This window comes from Sphingomonas sp. S2M10, assembly GCF_012650175.1.
In the GTDB taxonomy this organism is placed as follows: domain Bacteria; phylum Pseudomonadota; class Alphaproteobacteria; order Sphingomonadales; family Sphingomonadaceae; genus Sphingomonas.
This window is the reverse complement of sequence record NZ_JAAILI010000086.1, coordinates 153971-168372: the sequence shown is the minus strand read 5'-3', so window position 1 is coordinate 168372 and position 14402 is coordinate 153971. Positions and strand designations below refer to the sequence as shown.

The window sequence follows — 14402 nt, the reverse complement described above, 5'->3', positions numbered from 1 at the left end:
CCCGCCGCTCGGACGATTATGCCGATGTCGCGCTGCACTGGGCGGTGCTCGCGATGCTGCTGGTGCTGGCGCTGCTCGCCTGGCAGCCCGCGCCGATCGAGTGGCTGCACAGCCGGATGATCGATCCCTGGGCGCAGACCGTGCCGGCGCACTGGTATCTCACCGCCGCGCTGGCGGTGACCGCGCTCAGCTTTCTGGTCGTCCGCGTCGCGCTAGCCAAGGACGCGCTGCGGATCGCCCTGACGCCGGGTTCTATCAAGACGCGGCGGGTCCATGCTCGCGCGCTGGCGCTGTTCCGCACCGCGGCCGAGAAGCGCACGACCGGATCGACGGGCGTGCTGCTCTACCTCAGCCTCGCCGAGCACCGCGCGGAGATCCTCGCCGACTCGGCGATCCATTCGCGCGTCACCCCCGAAGTATGGGGTGCGGCGATGGCGGCGTTGCTCGCCGAGGTGCGCGAGGGCCGCGTCGCCGATGGGATGGCGGCGGCGGTGGCGCAGATCGGCGCCGTGCTGGCCGAACATTTCCCGCGCGCCGCGGACGACGTGAACGAGCTTCCCGATCGGCTGATCGAGCTCTAAGGCCTTTCCCATGACCGACGAACCGATCGAGACCCCCTGGGCGGGCAAGTGGATCACCGTGCGCCGCCAGGGCAAATGGGAATATGTCGCCCGCGCCCGCGGCATCCGCGCCGTGGTGATCGTCGCGATCGACGCGGAGGACCGGGTGATCCTGGTCGACCAGTATCGCGTGCCGATGGGCCGGCGCTCGATCGAGCTCCCCGCCGGGCTGGTGGGGGACACGGAAGAAGGCGACACGATCGAAGCCGCCGCGCGCCGCGAGCTGGAGGAAGAAGCGGGCTATGCCTGCGAGCGCGTCGAGGAACTCGGCGAGTATTTCGCCTCGCCCGGCATGGTCAGCGAGAGCTTCACGCTGGTGCGCGCGCACGGCCTGACCCGGATCGGCGACGGCGGCGGCGTCGATGGCGAGGACATCAACGTCCACCATGTGCCGATGGCCGAGCTCCCCGCGTTCATCGCCGATTGCCGCGCGCAGGGCATGGGTGTGGACGTGAAGATGCTGCTGCTGCTCAGCGGCGCGCTGCTCGGGCGCGGCTGAGACAAGCTTCTACGGATCAGCAACAACGCCGTCAGATAAGCCAACACACCGGTCATCCCCGCGAAGGCGGGGATCCATTGGTAGATTCGTTACGGCTCCATCCGAACCGTCCTGGCAAATGGATCCCCGCCTGCGCGGGGATGACCGCGAATATTACGTCGCTGTCTCGGTGCCCCGTCGCCTCCTGGCAGAGGAAGCACCCGCGATCAGCGGAAATTGTCGGCGTAGGCCTGCAGCTTGAGTTTGCGCTGCGGCGCCGGCACGACGTGATAGGCATAGCCTTCGCGCTCGGCATAGTCCTTGGCCGCTTCCAGCGTCGGGAAGGCGATGCGGACCTGGTTGGCGGTCTCGCCGCCGCCGGCCCAGCCGGTCAGCGGATCGGGCCGCTGCGGCGTGTGCGGCTCGAACTCGAGGACCCAGTTGTCGGTCCGGGCGCGGCCGGACTGCATCGCGTTCTTGACGCGCTGATAAATGCGAGCGGACTTCATGGCGCCACCCTTTAGCGCGCCCCGCGCGCCCTTGCATCAGCGTTTTTCGTCCGTAGCGTTGCGGAGGCCGCGGCCGGGTCCTCGGGCCAGGGATGGCGCGGATAGCGGCCGCGCATTTCCTTGGCCACCGCTTCCCAGCTGCCCTTCCAGAACCCCGGCAGGTCGCGGGTGGTCTGGATCGGGCGGCCGGCGGGCGAGGTGAGGCTGAGCACCAGCGGGACACCCGCCCCGATCATCGGATGCTCGGCAAGGCCGAACAGTGCCTGGACGCGGACTTCCACCGTGGGGCCGGCCTCGGCGGCATAGTCGATCGCGTGGGAGGAGCCGGCGGGCGTCTCGAACCGCGCGGGGGCGAGCCGGTCGAGCGCCTTCTGGCGATCCCAGCCGAGCAGGTTCTGCAGCGCCTGGGTGAGCGATTCGGGCGGAATCGCGTCGAGCCTTCGCTTGCCCTCCAGCGCGGCGGGCAGCCAGTAATCGAGCGTGGCGAGCAGGGCTTCGTCGGCCAGCGCGTCGATCCCGGCATAGGCGCCGCGGGTGCGGAGCGCCTGCGCGGTGTCGGACCAGGGGAGCAGGTGGAGGCCATGGGTGCGCACGCCTTCCAGCAACGCCGATTCGATTTCCGCCGGTGTCGCGCCCGAATCGCTGCCGCCGGAGAGGCGAATCGCGCCGAGGCGGCGTTCGCGCAGCGCTCCGATCCGGCCGGTGGCTGGATCGAAGGTGACGGTGCGGCGGGTCTCGATTCGGTCGGCGAACAGCGATTCGACCGTGGCGGCGTCGATCGGCGCGGCCGAGAGGATCCGCGCACCGGCGGCCATGCCCTGCGTCTCCGCCACGGCGAGCCACTCGGCGCGGGCGAGCGGCGAGGTGGGGTCCAGCTTGAACCCGCGCCCGCCGACCGACGCCCAGGTCTCGCCCGAGCCGTCGCGGCGCTTCGCGACGCGATCGGGGAAGGCGAGTGCGACGCAGAGGGCGACGTCTTCTCCCTGCGCTCCCCCGCCCGCGCGCGGGAGGGGGCCGGGGGGTGGCCCCCCGGCATCCGCACCGGAATCGCGCTTGGAGAGCGGGGGCCCACCCCCTAGCCCCCTCCCGCTTGCGGGAGGGGGAACCAGCTTGCTCCAACGGTCGGCCAGGCGGCGGCCATTCTCCGCGCGCTGGCCGCGTTCGCCCTTCCATCGGCGCAGGCGCAGCTCCAGATCCGCATCATTGCCGCCAAGCCCGCGCTCGCCGAGCAGCACCGCGACCTCCGCCGCCGTCCGCGCCATCCCGCGCGCGCTGGCGCATACCAGCATATGCCCCAGCCGCGGCGGCAGCGGCAGGCGGGCGATCGCCTTGCCGTGGTCGGTGGGGCGCCCGTCGGCGTCGATCGCTTCCAGCGCCCCCAGCCGCGTGCGCGCCTCGGCGATCGCAGCCTCGGGCGGCGAGTCGAGCCAGGCGAGCTGGCGCGGATCGGTCACGCCCCACAGCGCGCAATCGAGCATCAGCGCCGACAGATCGGCTTCCAGAATCTCCGGCGGATCGAAGCGCGGCAGCCCCGCCGTCGCCGCCTCTTCCCACAGCCGATAGGCACTCCCCGGCCCCTGCCGCGCCGCCCGCCCGGCGCGCTGGGTCACCGCCGCCTGGCTTGCCCGTTCGGTGACCAGCCGCGTCATCCCCGCCGCGCGATCGTAGCGCGGCCGTCGCGCCAGCCCCGAATCGACCACCACCCGGATGCCGTCGAGCGTCAGCGAGGTCTCCGCGATCGAGGTCGCCAGCACGATCTTGCGTCGTCCCTCCGGATCGGGCGCGATCGCGGCGCGCTGGGCGGCGGGCTCCAGGCTGCCGTGCAGCCGGTGCAGCACCGCGCCGCCGATGTCGCCCAGCCGCTCAGCAGTCCGTTCGATCTCCGCCACGCCGGGCAGGAAGGCGAGGATGCCCCCCTCCTCTTCCCGCAACGCCTGGCGCACCGCCGCCGCAACCGAATCCTCGATCCGCGCCTCGGCCGCGCGGCCGAGATGACGCAGCGTCAGCGGGAAGCTGCGGCCTTCGCTCTCCACCACCGGCGCATCGCCCATCAGCCCCGAGAAGCGGCTGCCGTCGAGCGTCGCCGACATCGCGACCAGCCGCAGGTCGGGCCGCAGCGCACCCTGCGCGTCGAGCGCCAGCGCCAGCCCGAAATCGCTGTCCAGGCTGCGCTCATGCACTTCGTCGAACAGCACCGCGGAGACGCCGGCCAGCTCCGGATCGGACTGGATACGGTTGACGAAAATGCCCTCGGTGACGACGGTCACCCGCGTCGCCGCCGAGCGCTTGCTGTCCATCCGCGTGGCGTAGCCATAGGTCTTGCCGACGCTTTCCCCCGCCAACGCCGCCATCCGCTCCGCCGCCGCCCGCGCCGCAAGTCTGCGGGGGGAAAGCAGCAGGATTTCCCCGGTGCACCATGCCTCGCCGAGCAGCGCCGGGGCCACCGCCGTCGTCTTGCCCGCCCCCGGCGGCGCGACCAGCACCGCGTTGCTCCCCGCCCGCAGCGCATCGAGCAGCGCCGGCAAAACCGCGTGGATCGGCAGGGAGGACGTCATCGGGGTGCAACCATTCGGGACAAGCGTGGTTAGGCGGACTCACCGCCAGAGGAGCGCGACATGGCACGAATCCTTTCCCAGTTCACCATCACCCCCGACAGCGACGGCGATTACACCCTCCACCTCGAGGACGAGGACGGTGAGACCATCGAGATGACGGCGAGCTACGAGCAGCTCGACCTGATCGTCGAGGGCATCGAAGAGGTGCTCGACATGGACGAGGAAGACGCGCTCGAAGTGGACGAGGACGAAGGCGAAGAGAAGTCGACCGAGGAGTGATCCCCGGGCGAGGTGGCGCGCGTCAGTAAGCGCGCGCCACCGCGAACTCGACCGCCTCGACCATCGCATCCTTCGCCTCGCAGGCGCGGAAGCCGCCCAGCGCATCGATCGCGCGCTGCCCGTAATGGCGGGCACGCGCCAGCGTGTCGTCCACCGCACGGCAGCTCTGCACCAGCCGGATGGCCTCGGCGAAATCCTCGTCCGTAATGCGACGGCCCGAGATCGCTTCCTTCCAGAAAGACCGCTCCGCCTCGTTGCCGCGCGCATAGGCGAGGATCACCGGCAGCGTCATCTTGCCTTCGCGGAAATCGTCGCCGGCATCCTTGCCCATGGTCGATGCGTCCGAGACATAGTCGATCGCGTCGTCAACCAGCTGGAAGGCGATGCCGAGGTTGCGGCCATAGGCGTCGAGCGCAAGCTCCTCCGCCTCGGGCCGCTCGGCCACCACGCCCGCCACGCGGCAGGCGGCGGCGAACAGCGCGGCCGTCTTGGCGCCGATGATGTCGAGATAGCGATCCTCGGACAGGTCGATCCGGCGCACCGCGGTGAGCTGGTTCACCTCGCCCTCGGCGATGATCGCGCTGGCGCCCGAGAGGATGCGCAGCGCCTTGAGGCTCTCCGCCTCCACCATCAGCTCGAACGAGCGGCTGAACAGGAAGTCGCCGACCAGCACGCTGGCCGGATTGCCCCAGATGATGTTGGCGGTGCGCCGGCCGCGGCGCAGGTCCGAGCTGTCGACCACATCGTCGTGGAGCAGCGTCGCGGTGTGGATGAACTCCACGGCCGCCGCCAGCTTGTGGTGGCGCGTGCCCGCATAGCCGAGCAGCCGGGCGCTCGCCAGCGTCAGCATCGGCCGCATCCGCTTGCCGCCGCCGGCGATCAGATGGCCGGCGAGTTCGGGGATCAGCGGGATTTCCGACTGCATGCGATCGAGGATCACCGCGTTCACCAGGTTCATGTCCTGGGCGACCAGCGCCATGATCGGATCGAGCGAGGGCTGGGTTCGCGACCCCAGGCGGTGGACGGTAGCGCTCATATGCAGGTGCCTCTGGCCTTTGTGCCTTGCAAAGGCAAGAGGCGCTTGCATGGCCGTGCCGCAGCGGCAAAGGAGATTGCCATGACCGACGCGACGCTGACCCGCTTTCGCCAGAGCATCGACAATATCGATGCGGCGCTCGTCTTCATGCTCGCCGAGCGGTTCAAGGTGACCCAGGCGGTGGGTCGCTACAAGGCCGAAACCGGCCTTCCGGCCGCCGATCCCGGCCGCGAGGAGGCGCAGATCGCCCGGCTGCGCGCGCTGGCCCAGGATGCCGATCTTGATCCTGAATTTTCCGAGAAATTCCTGCGCTTCATCATCGACGAGGTGATCCGGCACCACCGCCAGGCGCAGGAAGCCGGAACCCCGGGGGCCTGACTCCGTTGCTGGGCGTGAAACCCGAGGGGGCGAGCGCTTGCACGACGATTATCTGATCTTCCGGCCCGACGATGTCGACCTGACCCGCTCGCCGCTGCGCGCGGGGATCGACGAGCCGACCTATGTGCTCGGCGCGTTCAATCCGGGCTTCGCACGGCTGCCGAACGGCAACCTGCTGCTGATGGTGCGCGTGGCCGAGGCGCTGCGCGATCCGGTGGTCGACGGCCATGCGCGGGCGATTCGCTGGACGCCCTCGGGCACTGTGCTCGATGCCCATCCGGTGGCGGGGCTCGACATGGCCGATCCGCGCCAGTTCGCACTCAAGCACCGCAATCCCAAGCTGCTCGGGCTTACCTCGCTCTCCTGGCTGCTGCCGGTGGAGCTTGATGCCGATGCCCGTACGGTGGTGGCGGTGCATTACGAAAAGGCGATCGCACCCAGCGCCTCGTACATGGATTACGGCGTCGAGGATGCGCGGATCACGTTGATCGACGGCACCTATTGGATGACGGTGTGCGGCGTCTCGGCGGAGCGGCACTGCACCGCCATGTACCGCTCGACCGACGGGCTCGACTGGGACTTGCTCGGGGTGGTACTCGACCACCAGAACAAGGACATGCTGCTGTTCGAGGGCCGGATCGGCGGGTTCTTCCATGCGCTGACCCGGCCGCTCGGCGAGGTCTATTTCGCCTATCCGGAGGAGTCCCCCTGGCTGGGCGGCCCGTCGATCCACCTCGCCCGCTCGCCCGACGGGCTGCACTGGAAGCCGCTCGACCAGCCGGGCCTCCGCGCGCGCAAGGGATCGAGCTCGAACCAGCGGATCGGCGGCGGCAGCCAGCCGGTGCTCACCGATGCGGGCTGGCTGCTGATCTATCACGGCGTCGAGAAGCGCGAATCGGTCGGCATCTATCGCAGCTTCTGGGCGCTGCTCGACCGCGACGATCCCAGCGTGATTCTGCGGCAGGAGGACAAGGTGCCGCTGCTCGAGGCCAATCCGGCGCTGACCGCAGACATCGCCCACCAGCTGTATCTGCCGACGCCGGTGGTGTTCACCACCGGGCTGGTCGATGCCGGCGAGCGCTACATCGTGGCGAGCGGCGAGGCGGATCTGGCGTGCCGCATCACGCATATCCCGAAGGCGCGATTCCGGTGAGTGGCCCTGAAATTCCTCCCCGGCACGGGGAGGGGGACCGCCGTCGAAGGCGGTGGTGGAGGGGCCGCGCCGCAGGCGCGGTGCGGGGGACGCGCGTCGGACTACCGCCGCGTGCCGCGGCGGCCCCTCCACCATGCTGCGCCCACGGCTCACTTCGCGAGCCGGTTTCGCTGCCGCGATGTGCCCCCGGCACATCGCTGTCGGCAGCTACACCCCCCTCCCCGTTCCGGGGAGGAATTGTCGCGAGGAATCCCCAATGACCGACCCCCTCTGGTGGCAGACGGGCGTGATCTACCAGGTCTATCCCCGCTCCTTCGCCGATTCGAACGGCGACGGCATCGGCGATCTGGCGGGCATTACCGCGCGGCTCGACTATCTGGTCGATCTCGGCGTCGACGCGGTGTGGCTGTCGCCGATCTTCCCCTCGCCCATGGCCGATTTCGGCTATGACGTGGCGGATTATTGCGGGATCGATCCGCGCTTCGGCACGCTCGCCGATTTCGAGGCGCTGCGCGATGCCGCGCATGCCCGCGGCCTCAAGCTGCTGCTCGATTTCGTGCCCAACCACAGCTCGAGCGAGCATCCCTGGTTCCTGGAGAGCCGGTCCTCCCGGCAAAACCCCAAGCGCGACTGGTATATCTGGCGCGATCCCGCCCCCGATGGCGGTCCGCCCAACAACTGGCAGAGCTTTTTCGGCGGCAGCGCCTGGGCATGGGACGCGGCAACCGGCCAATATTATCTTCACCAGTTCCTCAAGGAGCAGCCCGAGCTCAACTGGCGCAATCCGGACCTGCGCGCGGCGATGCTGGCGGCGATGCGCTTCTGGTTCGATCGCGGCGTCGACGGGTTCCGCATCGACGTGCTGTGGCTGGCGATCAAGCATCCCGACTTCCCCGACAATCCCGCCAACCCGGACTGGCGCGAAGGCATGCAGGATATCGAGCGGCTGCTGCCGGCGCATTCCGCCGACCAGCCCGAGATGATGGAGATCATCGCCGCGATGCGTGGCGTCGCGGAGGACTATTCCGAGCGCGTGCTGATCGGCGAGATCTACCTGCCGATCCCCCGCCTCGTCGCTTATTATGGCGAGGGCGGCAACGGCGTGCACCTGCCCTTCAACTTCCACCTGCTCGACGCAGCATGGGACGCCGCGGCGCTGGCCCGACTCATCGCCGACTATGAGGATGCATTGCCCGCCGATGGCTGGCCCAACTGGGTGCTCGGCAACCACGACAAGCCGCGCGTCGCCTCGCGGGTGGGGTCGGCGCAGGCGGCTGTCGCGATGATGCTGCTGCTCACGCTGCGCGGCACGCCGACGCTCTATCAGGGCGACGAGCTGGGCATGACGAATGTGGCGATCCCGGCCGACAGGGTGCGCGACCCTCAGGCGCTGCGCGAGCCCGACACCGCGTTCAACCGCGACGAGGTCCGCACGCCGATGCCCTGGGATGCCAGCGCGCATGCCGGGTTCAGCAGCGTCGAGCCCTGGCTGCCGCTCAACCCCGATTGGGCGGAGCGCAACGTGATGGCGCAGCGCGAAGCGGCGGACTCGATGCTGGCCTTAACCCGCGCGCTCCTCCAGCTGCGGCGGGCGCACCCGGCGCTGTCCGTAGGGAGCTGGCATGCGGTTTCGAGCGACGGCGCGGTGCTGGCGTACGAACGGCGGCATGGCGACGCGCGCGTGCTGGTGGCGCTCAACCTGTCCGATGCGCCGCAGACGCTGGCACTGCCGGAATGGGCGCGTTCGCTTTCTCCAGCGCTTACGACACCCCCCACCCGTCATCCCCGCGCAGGCGGGGATCCATTTGCCAGTGCGGCCGGGGATGGCACCGGAGCGTTCCCACCAATGGATCCCCGCCTGCGCGGGGATGACGGCGGGATTGTGGATGGCGCTGCCCTCCCCCTCGCCCCGAACCAAGGCATCCTGCTCGCATGACCATCCTCCCCGTGCCCCTGCGAAAGCAGGGGCCCAGTGCCACACGTGATTCGCTCTCCAACCCTGGACCCCTGCTTTCGCGGGGGCACGAGATCGCATGAAGATCGCCATGCTCGCCCCGATCGCATGGCGCACCCCGCCGCGGCATTACGGCCCCTGGGAACTGGTGACGAGCCTGCTCACCGAGGCGCTGGTTGCCAAGGGCGTCGACGTCACCCTGTTCGCCACGCAGGACTCGGTCACCACCGCCCGCCTCGCCGGGGTCGTCCCGCGCGGCTATGCGGAGGATCCGGCGATCGACGCAAAGGTATGGGAATATGCCCAACAGTCGCACCTCTTCGCCCGCGCCGCCGAGTTCGACCTGATCCACAACCAGGCCGATTTCCCCGCCCACGCCTATACGCCGCTGATCGACACGCCGATGGTGACGACCATCCACGGCTTCTCCTCCGAGCGCATCCTGCCGATGTACAAGCCGTTCGAGGAGCGCGTACACTATGTCGCGATCTCGGATGCCGATCGGCATCCGGCGCTGCGCTATGCCGCGACGATCCACCACGGCATTCCGCTCGACGCCTTCGCCTTCGATGCCGAAGGCAGCGACGACCTGCTGTTCTTCGGCCGGATGCACCCGGACAAGGGCGCGGCGGAAGCCATCGCCGTCGCGCAGGCGACGGGCCGCCGGCTGAACCTCTACGGCATCGTCCAGGACCAGGGCTATTTCGAGCGTGCGGTCCAGCCGCACCTGAACGACCGCATCGTCTATCACGGCCCGGTCGGCGGCGAGGAACGCATCCGCGCCCTCGGCAGCGCCCGCGCCCTCCTTCACCTGATCAATTTCGACGAGCCCTTCGGCCTGTCGGTGATCGAGGCGATGGCGTGCGGCACCCCGGTGATCGCGGTCCGCCGCGGCTCGATGCCCGAACTGATCGACGACGGCGAAACCGGCCTGCTGGTGGGCTCGGCGGACGAGGCGGTCGCCGCGGTCGCGCGCGCGGCGTCGATCGATCGCGCCGCCTGCCGTCGCGCGATCGAGGCGCGCTTCTCGGTGGCGGCGATGGCCGACGCCTATATCGCGCTCTACCGCCGCATCCTCAGCGGATAGTTCAGCGCACCCCGAGCAGGGTCAGAGCGCGGGCGAGATCGGCCTGGCGGAAGGGCTTGGGGAGATGCGCGAAGTCGCGCCCCAGCCCCTCGACATCGGCATAGCCCGAGACGATCAGCGTCGGCACCGCGCCCAGCCTTGATCGCAGTTCCCGGGCGAGATCGGTGCCGGTCATGCCGGGCATCAGATGATCGGTCACCAGCAGATCGGGGACCAGCCCGCCGTCGAGCAGCACCAGCGCCGCCTCGGCCGATTCCGCCTGCTCGACCGCGTAGCCGAGCGCGCGCAGCATCTCCGCCGCGGTGCCGCGGACGATGTCCTCGTCGTCCACCAGCAGCACCGTGCCGGCGCCATCGTGCGGCTCGTGGCGGGCGGGGGCGGCGAGGGCGGCGGGCGCGTCGTCGCTCACCGGCAGCCACAGCTCGACCACGGTGCCTCCGCCGGGTTTGCTCGCCAGCCCCATCGTGCCGCCCAGCTGGCTTGCCAGGCCATGCACCATCGAAAGGCCGAGGCCGGTGCCGCGCCCTACCCCTTTGGTGGAAAAGAACGGCTCGACCGCGCGGGCGAGCGTCGCCGCGTCCATGCCCGCACCCGTATCCCGCACGGCCAGCCGGACATAGTGCCCGGGCGCGAGCGGCGTCGGCGCCGCCTCCGCGTCGCCAAGTCCCAGCCGAACCTCGAGCGCACCGCCCTCCGGCATCGCATCGCGGGCATTCACCGCGAGGTTCAGCAGCGCCATTTCCAGCTGGTTGGCATCGGCCCGGGCAGGCGGCAGCTGCTCGGGCTTGGTGACCGACAGCGCGATCTTGGGGCCCAGCGTGCTGGCGAGCAGCGGCACCATCCCGTCGACCAGCGCAATCATGTCGACCGGGGCGGGCTGGAGCGGCTGGCGCCGCGCGAAGGCAAGCAGCCGTTGCACCAGCGTGCTCGCCCGCTCGGCCGATCGCATCGCCCCGTCGAGCAGCCGGTGCAGCACCGGATCGTCGCCGCGCTTGCGCAGGATCAGGTCGAGGCTGCCGATGATCGGCGTGAGCAGGTTGTTGAAATCGTGGGCCACGCCGCCGGTCAGCTGGCCCATCGCTTCCATCTTCTGGCTCTGGCGCAGCGCCGCCTCGGTCTCGCGCAGCGCCGCGGTGCGCTCCTCGACGCGACGTTCCAGCGTCTCGTTGGCGGCGCGCACGTCGGCGAGCAGCCGGGCATTGTCGATCGCCACGGCGGCCTGGGCGGCGAGACTGCGGGCCAGCGCCTCGTGGCGCGCGGTGAACCGACCGGGCAGCGGATGCCCGAACAGCAGCCCGCCCAGCACCGAACGGTCGCGCGATACGACCGGGACGGCGAGATAGCTGGTAACGACGGGGTGGCCCGGCGGCATGCCGTGATGCGGGGCATTCCGGCCATATTCCGGCTCCCGCGTGATGTCGTCGGAGCGCATCACGACATTGTGGAAGATCGGCCCGAAGACCGCCGTCGCGCGCGGGCGCCCCAGCGATTCGAAGCGCTCGCGTTCCTCGCCCGAAAGCGTGAACAGGTGCAGCCGCTCGCCGCTCTCATCCATCACGTTGTGGAAGAAGGCGCCGACGCTCGCCCCGGTGAGTTCGACACCGGCATCGGTGAGCATCTGCACCAGCCGTTCGAGATCATGCTCGGCCGACAGCGCCGCGCCGACACGGTTGAGCGTCTCCAGCGCGGCCTGGGCGCGGCGCTCCTCGGTCACGTCCTCGCACGAGATCGCGATCTGGTGGATCTTGCCGTCCCAGTCATAGACCGGCACCCAATTCTGCCGCCAGGTCGAGCGGCCGTCGGGCCGCCCCCGCGTCGGGCCGGTAATCTCGATGCCGAGCAGCGGCTCGCCGCCCAGCACCCGGATCAGCGCTGCCACCACCTGATCGGTAAGTTCGGGCACGATCTCGCTTACATGCCGGCCGATATGCTCGGCGATCGACAGACCGTTCCACTCGGCAAGCTGTCGATTGATGCGGACGTAGCGCAAATCGGTGTCGAGCACCGCCAGCCCCACCGGCGAATTGTCGTACATGACGGCGAGTTCGTCGGCCTGCTCCCGCGCCAGCGCCTCGCTCGCGCGCAGCGCCGCCTCGCTCTCGCGCAGCCGGCGATCGGCCTTGACCCGCTCGGTCGTCTCCGAGACGACCGACATCACCCCGGCGACCGCTCCATGCTCATCGCGCACGGGAGACAGCGAAATGTCGAAATAGACGGTTTCGCCGAAACCATAGCGTTCGGTGTAGAAGCGGCGGTCGCGCGCCGAGAGCGTCCTGCCGGTGGTGCGGACATGGGCGAGCATCGGCCCCAGCTCGTCCCAGCTCTCCGCCCAATAGGGCTGGGCAGGGTTGCCGAGCGCGTCCGGGTGCTTGTTCCCGATCGTCTGGGCATAGGCGGGGTTGTACAGCGCAACATAGTCCGCCCCCCAGAACAGCGCAATCTGGGCATGCGACGGCAGCAGCACCGCGAGCGCGTCGCGCAGGCTTTGCGGCCAGTTCTCCGGCAGCCCCAGCGGCGAAGTCGACCAATCGCGCGCGGCGAGCAGCCGATCCAGCGGGTTTCCGCCGGATGCGTCGATGCCCGCCGGCGCGCTCATCCCTCGGCCGGCACGATGGGATTGACGTCGCGGCGAGGTCCGGCCGTGCGCCGATCGAGTGCGGCACGGATGCGGTCCGCCAGCTGCTCCCGGCGATAGGGCTTGCCGATCACGTCGAGATGGGTCCCGCGCGGAATGTCCGCCACCAGGTCCTCGTTATAGCCCGTGGTCATCAGCACGGGGGTGTCGGGATGGCGCGCGCGGAACTGCTCCACCAGTTCGAGCCCGCTCATCCCGCCGGGCATGACGATGTCGGTAAACAGCAGATCGATCGTTTCGGTCTTCAGCCGCTCCAGCGCCTCCTCGCCGCTGGCGGCCAGCACCACGCGGTAGCCGAGCGCCGCAATCTGCTCCTGCGCCAGCGCGCGGACGTCGTCGCTGTCCTCGACCAGCAGGATCGTCTCGCTGCCGCCGGCCGCACCCTGGCCGGGCGCCTGCCTCGACACAGGGGCCGGCGGCGGCGTGGCGCCGGTCATCGCGCTGGCGACCGGAAACAGCATGCGGATCTCGGTCCCCTCGCCCGGCGCGCTGTCGATCTCCAGCCGCCCCAGCGATTGCTGGACGAAACCATGCACCATGGCAAGGCCGAGCCCCGTGCCGCGTTCGGCGCCCTTGGTGGTGAAGAAGGGCTCGGTCGCGCGGCGCCGGACATCGTCGGGCATGCCGGTGCCCTCGTCACGAACCGAGAGCACGACATAGTCGCCTTCGGGCAGCTGGTGCATCGGCGCGTCGCCGTTCAGCTTCCACAGCCGGGTGGAAATGGTGACGGTGCCACCCCGGGGCATGGCGTCGCGCGCGTTGAGCAGCACGTTGAGGATCGCCATTTCCATATGGGTGGGATCGATCTGCACCGCCGGAAGCCGCCGTTCGAGCGCAGTGACCAGCCGGATCTGCGCGCCGACGGTATTGTCGAGCAGGTCGCCGAACTCGTGGATCAGCTGGTTCATGTCGACAGTCTTGGGCTCAAGCCGGGTCTTGCGCGCGAAGGCGAGCAGCTGGCGGGTGAGCTTCGATCCGCGATCCGCGGCGCGCGCTGCATTGGTCAGCAGGCGCTGGTGCCGCTCGTCCTCCACCTGCCCCGCCACGATGTCGATATTGCCGGAGACCACCTGCAGCAGGTTGTTGAAATCATGCGCCAGGCCGGCGGTGAGCTGGCCGATCGCCTCCATCTTCTGCGCTTGCCGGAAGGCCTGTTCCGACTGGCGCCGGCGCGTCACGTCGAGCTGGCTGGCGAAGAAATAGAGCAACTCGCCATCCGGCCCGAGCACCGGGGCGATGAATACCGCGTTCCAGAAGGAGCTGCCGTCGCGGCGATAATTGATCACTTCCAGCGCGATCGCTTCCTTGGCATCGATCGCGGCGCGCATCTCGGCCACGGCATCGCGATCGGTTTCGGCCCCCTGCAGGAAGCGACAGTTGCGGCCGAGGATCTCGCCCTCCTCATAGCCGGTCAGATCGAGGAACGCCTTGTTGGCGAAGACGATGGGATTGTCGTCCTGCCGCGGATCGGTGAGGATCATCGGCATCCGCGTCATCTGCAGCGCGGCGAAGAACACCGTGCTGCGATCGCCCAGTCCCGGTGCGCCGATGACCGCGCGCTTCCAATGGTGGGTCGGATGGTTGCCGGTAGGGCTGTAGGAGGTGGAATCCTTCAGATCGCCTGCCGGTTCTCCGGTCGCGGCCGGCTGGTGCTCGTCGTCTCTCTGCACGCGTCCTGCTTCCTCAGTGATCTCGGCAACCCGCCAGACAAATGCGTG

The 14402-nt window shown here is 69.5% G+C and carries 12 protein-coding genes; 7 read left to right on the top strand and 5 right to left on the bottom strand.

Annotated elements, in window-relative coordinates; all coding sequences use genetic code 11:
* Positions 1–581: hypothetical protein (locus S2M10_RS21760; protein WP_168847944.1), on the top strand; the 581-nt coding region annotated here is incomplete at its 5' end.
* A 10-nt stretch (positions 582–591) separates the two neighbouring features.
* Positions 592–1119, top strand: a complete 528-nt coding sequence (locus S2M10_RS21755; protein ID WP_168847943.1) for an NUDIX hydrolase — start codon at positions 592–594, stop codon at positions 1117–1119.
* Positions 1120–1325: 206 nt separating this feature from the next.
* On the opposite strand, the gene S2M10_RS21750 is transcribed toward S2M10_RS21755, so the two are convergent.
* Both S2M10_RS21750 and hrpB read right to left on the bottom strand, forming a co-directional pair.
* The gene (locus S2M10_RS21750) at positions 1326–1607 is read right to left on the bottom strand and encodes an ETC complex I subunit (RefSeq protein ID WP_168847942.1); all 282 of its coding nucleotides are present in this window, start codon (positions 1605–1607) and stop codon (positions 1326–1328) included.
* A gap of 11 nt (positions 1608–1618) precedes the next feature.
* Entirely contained in the window at positions 1619–4162 is a 2544-nt protein-coding gene (gene hrpB / locus S2M10_RS21745; RefSeq protein WP_168847941.1) for an ATP-dependent helicase HrpB, read from the bottom strand.
* Positions 4163–4222: 60 nt separating this feature from the next.
* Here hrpB and S2M10_RS21740 point away from each other — a divergent pair, with 60 nt between their 5' ends.
* Positions 4223–4441, top strand: a complete 219-nt coding sequence (locus tag S2M10_RS21740; RefSeq protein WP_168847940.1) for a hypothetical protein — start codon at positions 4223–4225, stop codon at positions 4439–4441.
* Between the two features lie 22 nt (positions 4442–4463).
* Here the strand turns inward: S2M10_RS21740 and S2M10_RS21735 are convergent, their stop codons facing one another.
* Complete coding sequence (locus S2M10_RS21735; protein WP_168847939.1) at positions 4464–5477, bottom strand: polyprenyl synthetase family protein; 1014 nt, start codon at positions 5475–5477, stop codon at positions 4464–4466.
* An 81-nt stretch (positions 5478–5558) separates the two neighbouring features.
* On the opposite strand from S2M10_RS21735, the gene S2M10_RS21730 reads away from it, so the two are divergent.
* The 4 genes from S2M10_RS21730 to S2M10_RS21715 all read left to right on the top strand — a co-directional run bounded on the left by S2M10_RS21730 (position 5559) and on the right by S2M10_RS21715 (position 10049).
* Positions 5559–5855: a chorismate mutase gene (locus S2M10_RS21730; RefSeq protein ID WP_168847938.1), complete on the top strand. Its 297-nt coding sequence runs from the start codon at positions 5559–5561 to the stop codon at positions 5853–5855.
* Between the two features lie 37 nt (positions 5856–5892).
* The gene (locus S2M10_RS21725) at positions 5893–7008 is read left to right on the top strand and encodes a glycosidase (protein WP_168847937.1); all 1116 of its coding nucleotides are present in this window, start codon (positions 5893–5895) and stop codon (positions 7006–7008) included.
* A 256-nt stretch (positions 7009–7264) separates the two neighbouring features.
* Positions 7265–8944 carry an alpha-amylase family glycosyl hydrolase gene (locus S2M10_RS21720; RefSeq protein ID WP_168847936.1) on the top strand — a complete coding sequence of 560 codons (1680 nt, stop codon included), beginning with the start codon at positions 7265–7267 and terminating at the stop codon, positions 8942–8944.
* A 97-nt stretch (positions 8945–9041) separates the two neighbouring features.
* Entirely contained in the window at positions 9042–10049 is a 1008-nt protein-coding gene (locus S2M10_RS21715) for a glycosyltransferase family 4 protein (RefSeq protein ID WP_168847935.1), read from the top strand.
* A 1-nt stretch (position 10050) separates the two neighbouring features.
* Here the strand turns inward: S2M10_RS21715 and S2M10_RS21710 are convergent, their stop codons facing one another.
* Both S2M10_RS21710 and S2M10_RS21705 read right to left on the bottom strand, forming a co-directional pair.
* The gene (locus S2M10_RS21710) at positions 10051–12645 is read right to left on the bottom strand and encodes a PAS domain-containing protein (protein WP_168847934.1); all 2595 of its coding nucleotides are present in this window, start codon (positions 12643–12645) and stop codon (positions 10051–10053) included.
* The gene (locus S2M10_RS21705; protein WP_168847933.1) at positions 12642–14354 is read right to left on the bottom strand and encodes a histidine kinase famiy protein; all 1713 of its coding nucleotides are present in this window, start codon (positions 14352–14354) and stop codon (positions 12642–12644) included. Before S2M10_RS21705 ends, S2M10_RS21710 begins: the two co-directional genes overlap by 4 nt.
* Between the last annotated feature and the right edge of the window lie 48 nt (positions 14355–14402).

What these genes read in the sequence shown, in the direction of transcription:
- S2M10_RS21710 (WP_168847934.1), bottom strand. Translation starts at nt 12,645, where the DNA reads ATGAGCGCGCCGGCGGGCATCGACGCATCCGGCGGAAACCCGCTGGAT.
- S2M10_RS21755 (WP_168847943.1), top strand. Translation starts at nt 592, where the DNA reads ATGACCGACGAACCGATCGAGACCCCCTGGGCGGGCAAGTGGATCACC.
- S2M10_RS21740 (WP_168847940.1), top strand. Translation starts at nt 4,223, where the DNA reads ATGGCACGAATCCTTTCCCAGTTCACCATCACCCCCGACAGCGACGGC.
- S2M10_RS21735 (WP_168847939.1), bottom strand. Translation starts at nt 5,477, where the DNA reads ATGAGCGCTACCGTCCACCGCCTGGGGTCGCGAACCCAGCCCTCGCTC.
- S2M10_RS21750 (WP_168847942.1), bottom strand. Translation starts at nt 1,607, where the DNA reads ATGAAGTCCGCTCGCATTTATCAGCGCGTCAAGAACGCGATGCAGTCC.
- S2M10_RS21715 (WP_168847935.1), top strand. Translation starts at nt 9,042, where the DNA reads ATGAAGATCGCCATGCTCGCCCCGATCGCATGGCGCACCCCGCCGCGG.
- hrpB (WP_168847941.1), bottom strand. Translation starts at nt 4,162, where the DNA reads ATGACGTCCTCCCTGCCGATCCACGCGGTTTTGCCGGCGCTGCTCGAT.
- S2M10_RS21730 (WP_168847938.1), top strand. Translation starts at nt 5,559, where the DNA reads ATGACCGACGCGACGCTGACCCGCTTTCGCCAGAGCATCGACAATATC.
- S2M10_RS21720 (WP_168847936.1), top strand. Translation starts at nt 7,265, where the DNA reads ATGACCGACCCCCTCTGGTGGCAGACGGGCGTGATCTACCAGGTCTAT.